The sequence below is a fragment of the Polaromonas sp. A23 genome (assembly GCF_002001015.1).
In the GTDB taxonomy this organism is placed as follows: Bacteria; Pseudomonadota; Gammaproteobacteria; order Burkholderiales; family Burkholderiaceae_C; genus Polaromonas.
In genome coordinates, this window is sequence record NZ_MUNO01000005.1 from 154,335 (window position 1) to 161,117 (window position 6,783).

Below are 6,783 nucleotides of genomic sequence, written 5' to 3' on the forward strand. Positions count from 1 at the left end.
AAAAATCGTAACGTAGCCTGAGACAATGAGGGATGTCCAGAAGAAAACAGCATAGCAACAAAACACCTGAACGAGCGGTATCGGCATTGGCCGCAGCGGACTATCCGCCCGACCTGCTCACCATCGAATCGCTCGACATCGAAGCCCAGGGCATTGCCCACCGGGAAGATGGCAAGGTGGTGTTTATTGAAGGCGCATTGCCGTTCGAAACCGTCAGTGCCAGCGTGTACCGGAAAAAGCCCAGCTTCGAAAAAGCCACCCTGATGGCGGTGCTGCGTGAGTCATCACAACGCGTGCGGCCGCAGTGCCCGCATTTTGGCCTGCACACCGGCGCCTGCGGCGGCTGCAAGATGCAGCACCTGCATGTAGGCGCGCAGGTGGCGGTCAAGCAACGTGTGCTGGAAGACAACCTGCGGCACATCGGCAAGCTCAGGGCTGAAACCATCCTCAGGCCCATTGAAGGCCCGGCCTGGAACTATCGCTACCGGGCGCGGCTGTCGGTGCGTTATGTGCGCAAGAAGGGTGAGGTTCTGGTCGGTTTTCACGAGCGCAAGAGTGGCTACGTGGCTGACATGCGCGAGTGTCACGTGTTGCCGCGCCATGTGAGTGATCTGCTGCTGCCCCTGCGCGCACTGATTGCAGGTATGGATGCGAAAGAAACCCTGCCGCAGATCGAGCTGGCCTGCGGCGACACGGTGACGGCCATGGTGCTGCGCCACATGGAGCCGCTGTCCGCGGGCGACCTTGAAAAGCTGCGTGCTTTTGCGCTGGCCCACCCGGGTATTCAGTGGTGGCTGCAGCCTGGCGGGCTGGAGACAGTCAAGCTGCTCGATGAGCTGACCGATCCTGCGCAGCAGCTCGCCTACGGCTTGCCCGCCTACGGCATCACCATGCCTTTCAGGCCCACCGATTTCACGCAGGTCAACCCGCACATCAATCAGGTGCTGGTGTCGCGCGCTTTGCGCTTGCTGGGCGTGCAGCCGGATGAGCGCGTGATCGACTGGTTTTGCGGCCTGGGCAACTTCACGCTTCCGCTGGCGACGCAGGCCCGTGAGGTACTGGGCATTGAAGGCAGCGAGGTGCTGGTGGCTCGGTCACGCGAAAACTATCAATCAAACAAGACTTCAGCCCAGAAGGGGCGGGCGCTGGCAGCTACTAAATTTGTAGCACGCAACCTGTTCGAGATGACGCCCGGCATGCTGGTGAAAGACGGCACTGCCAACAAGTGGCTGGTCGATCCGCCGCGCGAAGGCGCCTACGAGTTGTTCAAGGCGCTGGCCGCCTTGCACCAGCAGATCGTCACCGGCGTGCCTTGCGACGATGCGGGCGGGCAGCAAAACCTGCAGATCGGCGACTGGACGCCGCCTCAACGCATCGTGTATGTGAGCTGCAACCCGGCGACGCTGGCGCGTGATGCCGGCGTGCTGGTCAACGACGCGGGTTACCGCTGCACGGCGGCCGGCGTGGTCAACATGTTTCCGCATACGGCGCATGTGGAGTCGATGGCCGTGTTTGAACGGGTGCAGGCCGGCCCAGGCAGATGAGGAAAAAAGGCTGCCCGCCATGACAGCGGACAGCCCGGGCTCGGCCTTGGGCCTGGCAACTCAGTGCGTGGCGGCTGCCTTGCCTGTCGTGTCTGCCTTGTAGATGGTCGCGTCGGCGGCACCGGTGACCTCCAGCATGCCGACCAGACCCTTGCCGGCACGCGACAGTGCGTGGTCCACCAGCAGGTAGCTGCCTGGGTAGTCCACCTTGAACTCGACAATCGTCGCGCCGCCGGGTGCGACCAGCGTGGTCTGCACGTCGCGTTTTGGCGAACTGATCGAGCCTTCGCTGTAGACCTTGTCGAAAATCTCGCCGATCACGTGGAACGAAGAGATCTTGTTGGGCCCGCCAACACCGAAGAAGATACGCACGGTTTCGCCCACCTTCGCGGTGAGCTTGTGCTCCTTGGTCAGCGAGCCCACCGCGCCGTTGAAAACGTAGTAGTCAGGCAGTTCGGCCGCCAGCTTGTCCAGGTCGAACTCCTGGTGTGTTTTGGCGCCGTGCGGCCGGGTGGTGTACATATCGCCCTGCATCACGTAGTACTCGCGGTCCACTTTCGACAGGCCGCCTTCGGGCTCGACCAGGATCATGCCGTACATGCCGGCCGAGATGTGCTGCGGCACCAGCGGCGTGGCGCAGTGGTACACATACAGCCCGGCGTTCAGTGCCTTGAATGTGATGGTTTTTTCCTGGCCGGGACCGACCTGGGTGTGTTCGCCGCCGCCGTGGCCGCCGGTCACCGCGTGAAGGTCGATGGAATGGATCATCTTGCTGTCCCGCGCATTGGCCAGGGTCAGCTCAATCGTGTCGCCGATGCGGGCGCGCAGCATCGGGCCGGGTACCTTGCGGTCAAAGGTCCAGTAAGTGAAGCTGGTGCCGTTGTCGAGCTTGCCGGTCAGCTCCACAGTCTCGATGCGGTATTTCAGATGCTGCGGCGCACGGGCGCCAATCGGGGCGGGCACAGCTGCCGGGTCCATGGCCACGCTCACCGCGGCCGCATCGGCGGGCCGCACCGCAGGTGCGGCATACAGTTCGGCACCGGGAACGCCGGTGGTCTTCGCAGCAGTTTTTGGCTCCGCGCTGGCCACACTGGTACCCGCCACTTCAAACGTGCCTTCCATGCCGATCTGGCGGTGGCCTGCGATGGTGCAATAGTAGGTGAAGCTGCCGGCCTGCGTGACGGTGAAACGTACCGTGGTGGGACCGCTGGCGGCATCGAACTTTTGCGACTGCACCTTCAGCTCGGGGATGGCGATGTCGTGCTGCGCACCTTCGCCGCTTTTGAGGCGGATTTCAACCGTGTCGCCCACATGGGCGCGCAGTACCGGGTTGGCCTGGCCGCGGTCATCGATGAACACCATCTTGCCGTTGATGATGCCGGTTTCGAGCGTGTACTTCTTGACAGTGCCCTTGGCCTGCGTTGCTGCCGGGACGGGGGCTGCGCTGGCTTGGGCTACCGCCGTGGGCGGAGCTGCAGCAGCGCCTACAGTAGCCAGGGCTATCGCGGCGGCGAGCGCCAGCAGAGAAAAATTTCTTGAATGACGGGTACGCATACAACCTTCTTTCTTCTTTAAAGACCTCCTGATCTGTATTGCCCGGGGGTCTGTGGAAAGTTTAATCAGAAGATGTATTTTGTAAGCATCTTTTTAAGGGTTAACGCTGAATTGCTTGATGCAGCGCAAATCGGTGTCGCACCATTTTTCAAGAAAAATACGGCCTTGGCCCATATGCTGAAACGATAGTTCGCTACTGAATATGTAGCATCTGCCGACGGGCCTGTTTTGTGCGGACGCAGGCCGTGAGGGCATGAAAAAAGGGCCCGAAGGCCCTTTTGGTTGTGGCGTGAAGCGCTTCTTAGTCGCGCTCGCCGCCCATGATGCCCAGCAGCGCCAGCAGCGCCTGGAACACATTGAACAGGTCCAGGTACAAGGCCAGCGTGGCGCTGATGTAGTTGGTTTCGCCGCCGTCCAGGATCTGCTTGAGGTCGTACAGCATGTAGGCGCTGAAGATGCCGATGACAGCCACGGAAAGCGCCATCATGCCGGCGGTGGAGCCGACAAACACATTGATGATGCCGCCGACCATCACGACCAGGGCGCCAACAAACAGCCATTTGCCCATGCCGGAGATGTCACGCTTGATGACGCTGGCCACAGTGGCCATCACAAAGAAGATGCCGGCGGTGCCGCCCATGGCGATCATGATGAGCTCACTGCCGTTCTTGAAGCCCAGAATCAAGCCGATCATGCGCGAGAGCATCAGGCCCATGAAGAAAGTGAAGGCCAGCAGCACCGGCACGCCAGCGGCGGAATTCTTGGTCTTTTCAATGGCGTACAGGAAACCGAATGCGCCGCCGAGGAACACGATCAGTCCCAAGCCACCCGTCAGCGAGGCGGTGATACCTGTGGCCACGCCCAGCCATGCGCCCAGCACGGTAGGCAGCAGGCTCAGCGACAGAAGCCAGTAAGTGTTGCGCAGAACGCGGTTGCGCTGCTCCGCAGAGGCAACGTAGCCATGGTCAAGCGTTTGAACATTGTCATTCATGAAGTCTTCTCCAATGGGCCTGCATATGCGGGCACTGTTATTTTAGGGGTCTACCGCGATTTTCAAGCATTAACCCCATCCGGATGCCACTTTTGTCAGGGTTATAGGAATCGTACGGGTGGTAATGGGACACGGTGGCAGCCGAAAAGTTGCGTATGCTTGGCGTTTTTGCCAATAACTGAAATCATCATGAAATCAAAAACAATGCTGGAATTTTCCGATGTGCAGGCGATTGCAACGGCCGCCGTGGCCGAAGCGACCAAAAACAGCTGGGCAGTGACGATTGCCATTGTCGATGACGGTGGACACCTGCTTCACCTTCAGCGCCTGGACGGTGCTGCGCCGATTTCTGCCCATATCGCACCGGCCAAGGCCAACACTTCGGCCATGGGGCGCCGCGAAAGCAAGATTTATGAAGACATGGTCAATGGCGGCCGCTTTTCATTCCTGAGCGCGCCAGCGCTGCACGGCCTGCTCGAAGGCGGCGTGCCTATCCTGAAAGACGGCCAGTGCCTGGGTGCGATAGGTGTCAGTGGCGTGAAGTCCAGTGAAGACGCACAAATCGCGCGTGCGGGCCTGGCTGCCATTGGGTTGTAGATAGGGGGTTTGCTATCGAACAGATAGCGCGTGACGACCGCCACACGAGGGCGAAAGCCTATTTAAGAAGAAAGCCGACGCAAGGTCGGCTTTTTGCATGGCGGCGTGGAAAAAAAGCCTGGCTAATACAACTGCCCGAAAGCGACTGGCTGGCTGGCAAAAACGACCTTTGAGACCGTTGCCGGTCTCGGATCGTCCCACGATGAAACCTGTTACTTGGTGAGGATGAGTTTGCCCAGGCGTGTGGCCTGGAGGCGATAGGTTGAGCCGTTGTGCACGATGTCCACGGCCTTCTGGCCGCGCAGGAGCTCGGTGCTGTCAACTGCGCAACCGGAGTCGCCTCGGTTGGAGACGTTTGGAGATACCGTCTCCTGCTGAACTTGGCGCGAAGGCAGACGGAGGGTGGAGGGGGCGGTCAGGGTAAAAGACATGATGATTTACCGGTTGGATGTCGTTATCGTAATGATAATTATTCTCAATTAAAAGTCAAGAAAGAAGCGGTCTTTTCTCGAAAACTTACGAGAGGTCACACTTCGGACGCCGCATGAAAAAAGCCTGGCTCAGTGCCAGGTTTGATGGCCAGGCTTGCAGGTGTTGCCGGCATTCATTCAGGGCGTCACGGGCTCTGTGATGAAGCCGATTTTGCGCAGTCCCGCTTGCTGCGCTGCAGCCATGGCTTGCGCCACGCGTTCGTAACGCACCGACTTGTCGCCGCGGATGTGCAGCTCCGGCTGCGGCTCCTGAGCTGCGGCTGCCTTGAAGCGCGGCGCCAGATCCGGGTCTTCGACCTTCGCCTCGTTGAGGTAATAGGCACCGTCGGCATCGACGGTCAGGCGCACGGTTTCGGGCTTGACGTTTTGCGCCTCGTTGGTCGCGCGCGGCAAGTCAATGTTGACCGAGTGTTTCATCACCGGCACGGTGATGATAAAGATGATCAACAGGACCAGCATCACGTCGACCAGCGGCGTCATGTTGATCTCGTTCATCACCTCGTCGGTGTCGTCCTGTGTTCCAAAGGCCATGGTGGATCCTTTTGCCTGCTCAGGCTTTTTTCATCGGCACAACATTGGCCTGCCCGCTGACGCCGACGCGTGCGCCCGTCACAAAGTAGGCGTGCAGGTCATGTGCAAAGCGGTTGAGCTTTTGCAGCACGCCCTTGTTGCCACGCACCAGCGCGTTGTAGCCCAGCACCGCCGGAATGGCGACCGCCAAACCCAGTGCCGTCATGATCAGCGCCTCGCCGATGGGACCTGCCACTTTGTCGATCGTTGCCTGGCCGGCGGTACCGATGCTCAGCAGCGCGTGGTAGATGCCCCAGACTGTGCCGAACAGGCCGATGAATGGCGCGGTGGAGCCGACCGAGGCGAGGATGGCCAGGCCCGACTGCAGGCGCGAAGTGAATTCGTCCATGGTGTTGCGCAGGCTGCGCGTGACCCAGTCGCTCACGTCCAGCGCATCATGCAGGTGCGCCTTGGTGTTGCGGTGGTGGGCGGTGGCTTCACGCCCTTCGATGGCCAACTGGCGGAAGGGGTTGGCGGGGTCGCTGCCCAGTTTGCCCAGACCGGCGGCGAAGTCTTCGCTGTGCCAGAAGTCTTCAGCGACATTGGCGATTTTCTTGTACTTCAGGACATCCAGCGTCTTGATGATGATGACCATCCATGACGCCAGTGACATGCCGATCAGCAACAGGGCGACCGCCCGGGTGACGAAGTCGCCCTGCGTCCAGACGTTCATCAAGCCGAATTGTGAATTCATGAGTTACTCCAAAACAAAATTAATCGGGGCTTTGAGCAGGAACTGGGTGTCTTCATTGACACCAGCCCTTCTGAAGGGGGTGACCTGCGAGGCCAGTACGGCCTCCAGCGCAGCACGGTCCAGGCGTTCGAAGCCGCTGGACTTGAAGACCTCGGCGCGTTTAGCGTGGCCGGCAGTGCTGTAGTAGACGGCAATGATGACCACACCGGTCTCACCGCTGTTTTTGCTGCGCGACGGATAGACCGGTTTGGGCGGCCGGATGTATTCAGTTTCACCCTGTGTGATTTCGAGCAGGCGCGCTGGCGCTGGCGGGGCAGGCGGCGCGGGGGCTCGAAATCACAC

The 6,783-nt window shown here is 60.2% G+C and carries 8 protein-coding genes; 2 read left to right on the forward strand and 6 right to left on the reverse strand.

The window, feature by feature from the left end:
* Positions 1-32: 32 nt before the first annotated feature.
* Positions 33-1,544: a 23S rRNA (uracil(1939)-C(5))-methyltransferase RlmD gene (gene rlmD, locus B0B52_RS02210; protein ID WP_077591969.1), complete on the forward strand. Its 1,512-nt coding sequence runs from the start codon at positions 33-35 to the stop codon at positions 1,542-1,544.
* 60 nt (positions 1,545-1,604) lie between these two features.
* Here rlmD and nirK read toward each other — a convergent pair whose 3' ends face one another.
* Positions 1,605-3,098 (reverse strand): copper-containing nitrite reductase, encoded by a 1,494-nt coding sequence (nirK, locus tag B0B52_RS02215; RefSeq protein WP_077591970.1) that lies wholly within the window; start codon positions 3,096-3,098, stop codon positions 1,605-1,607.
* Between the two features lie 301 nt (positions 3,099-3,399).
* Positions 3,400-4,089 carry a Bax inhibitor-1/YccA family protein gene (locus B0B52_RS02220; RefSeq protein ID WP_077591971.1) on the reverse strand — a complete coding sequence of 230 codons (690 nt, stop codon included), beginning with the start codon at positions 4,087-4,089 and terminating at the stop codon, positions 3,400-3,402.
* Positions 4,090-4,278: 189 nt separating this feature from the next.
* Here B0B52_RS02220 and B0B52_RS02225 point away from each other — a divergent pair, with 189 nt between their 5' ends.
* Positions 4,279-4,686, forward strand: a complete 408-nt coding sequence (locus tag B0B52_RS02225) for a heme-binding protein (protein ID WP_077591972.1) — start codon at positions 4,279-4,281, stop codon at positions 4,684-4,686.
* Positions 4,687-4,898: 212 nt separating this feature from the next.
* Here B0B52_RS02225 and B0B52_RS02230 read toward each other — a convergent pair whose 3' ends face one another.
* From B0B52_RS02230 to B0B52_RS22635, 4 genes are all read right to left on the reverse strand, one after another.
* Positions 4,899-5,117 (reverse strand): hemin uptake protein HemP, encoded by a 219-nt coding sequence (locus B0B52_RS02230; protein ID WP_139351783.1) that lies wholly within the window; start codon positions 5,115-5,117, stop codon positions 4,899-4,901.
* A 177-nt stretch (positions 5,118-5,294) separates the two neighbouring features.
* The gene (locus B0B52_RS02235; RefSeq protein ID WP_077591973.1) at positions 5,295-5,708 is read right to left on the reverse strand and encodes a biopolymer transporter ExbD; all 414 of its coding nucleotides are present in this window, start codon (positions 5,706-5,708) and stop codon (positions 5,295-5,297) included.
* Between the two features lie 19 nt (positions 5,709-5,727).
* The gene (locus B0B52_RS02240) at positions 5,728-6,441 is read right to left on the reverse strand and encodes a MotA/TolQ/ExbB proton channel family protein (RefSeq protein WP_077591974.1); all 714 of its coding nucleotides are present in this window, start codon (positions 6,439-6,441) and stop codon (positions 5,728-5,730) included.
* 3 nt (positions 6,442-6,444) lie between these two features.
* Positions 6,445-6,735 (reverse strand): energy transducer TonB, encoded by a 291-nt coding sequence (locus B0B52_RS22635; protein ID WP_371327353.1) that lies wholly within the window; start codon positions 6,733-6,735, stop codon positions 6,445-6,447.
* Between the last annotated feature and the right edge of the window lie 48 nt (positions 6,736-6,783).

Excerpts from the sequence above, each read along its gene's own strand:
- B0B52_RS02220 (WP_077591971.1), bottom strand. The coding sequence starts at position 4,089 with ATGAATGACAATGTTCAAACGCTTGACCATGGCTACGTTGCCTCTGCG.
- B0B52_RS02235 (WP_077591973.1), bottom strand. The coding sequence starts at position 5,708 with ATGGCCTTTGGAACACAGGACGACACCGACGAGGTGATGAACGAGATC.
- nirK (WP_077591970.1), bottom strand. The coding sequence starts at position 3,098 with ATGCGTACCCGTCATTCAAGAAATTTTTCTCTGCTGGCGCTCGCCGCC.
- rlmD (WP_077591969.1), top strand. The coding sequence starts at position 33 with ATGTCCAGAAGAAAACAGCATAGCAACAAAACACCTGAACGAGCGGTA.
- B0B52_RS02225 (WP_077591972.1), top strand. The coding sequence starts at position 4,279 with ATGAAATCAAAAACAATGCTGGAATTTTCCGATGTGCAGGCGATTGCA.
- B0B52_RS02230 (WP_139351783.1), bottom strand. The coding sequence starts at position 5,117 with ATGTCTTTTACCCTGACCGCCCCCTCCACCCTCCGTCTGCCTTCGCGC.
- B0B52_RS02240 (WP_077591974.1), bottom strand. The coding sequence starts at position 6,441 with ATGAATTCACAATTCGGCTTGATGAACGTCTGGACGCAGGGCGACTTC.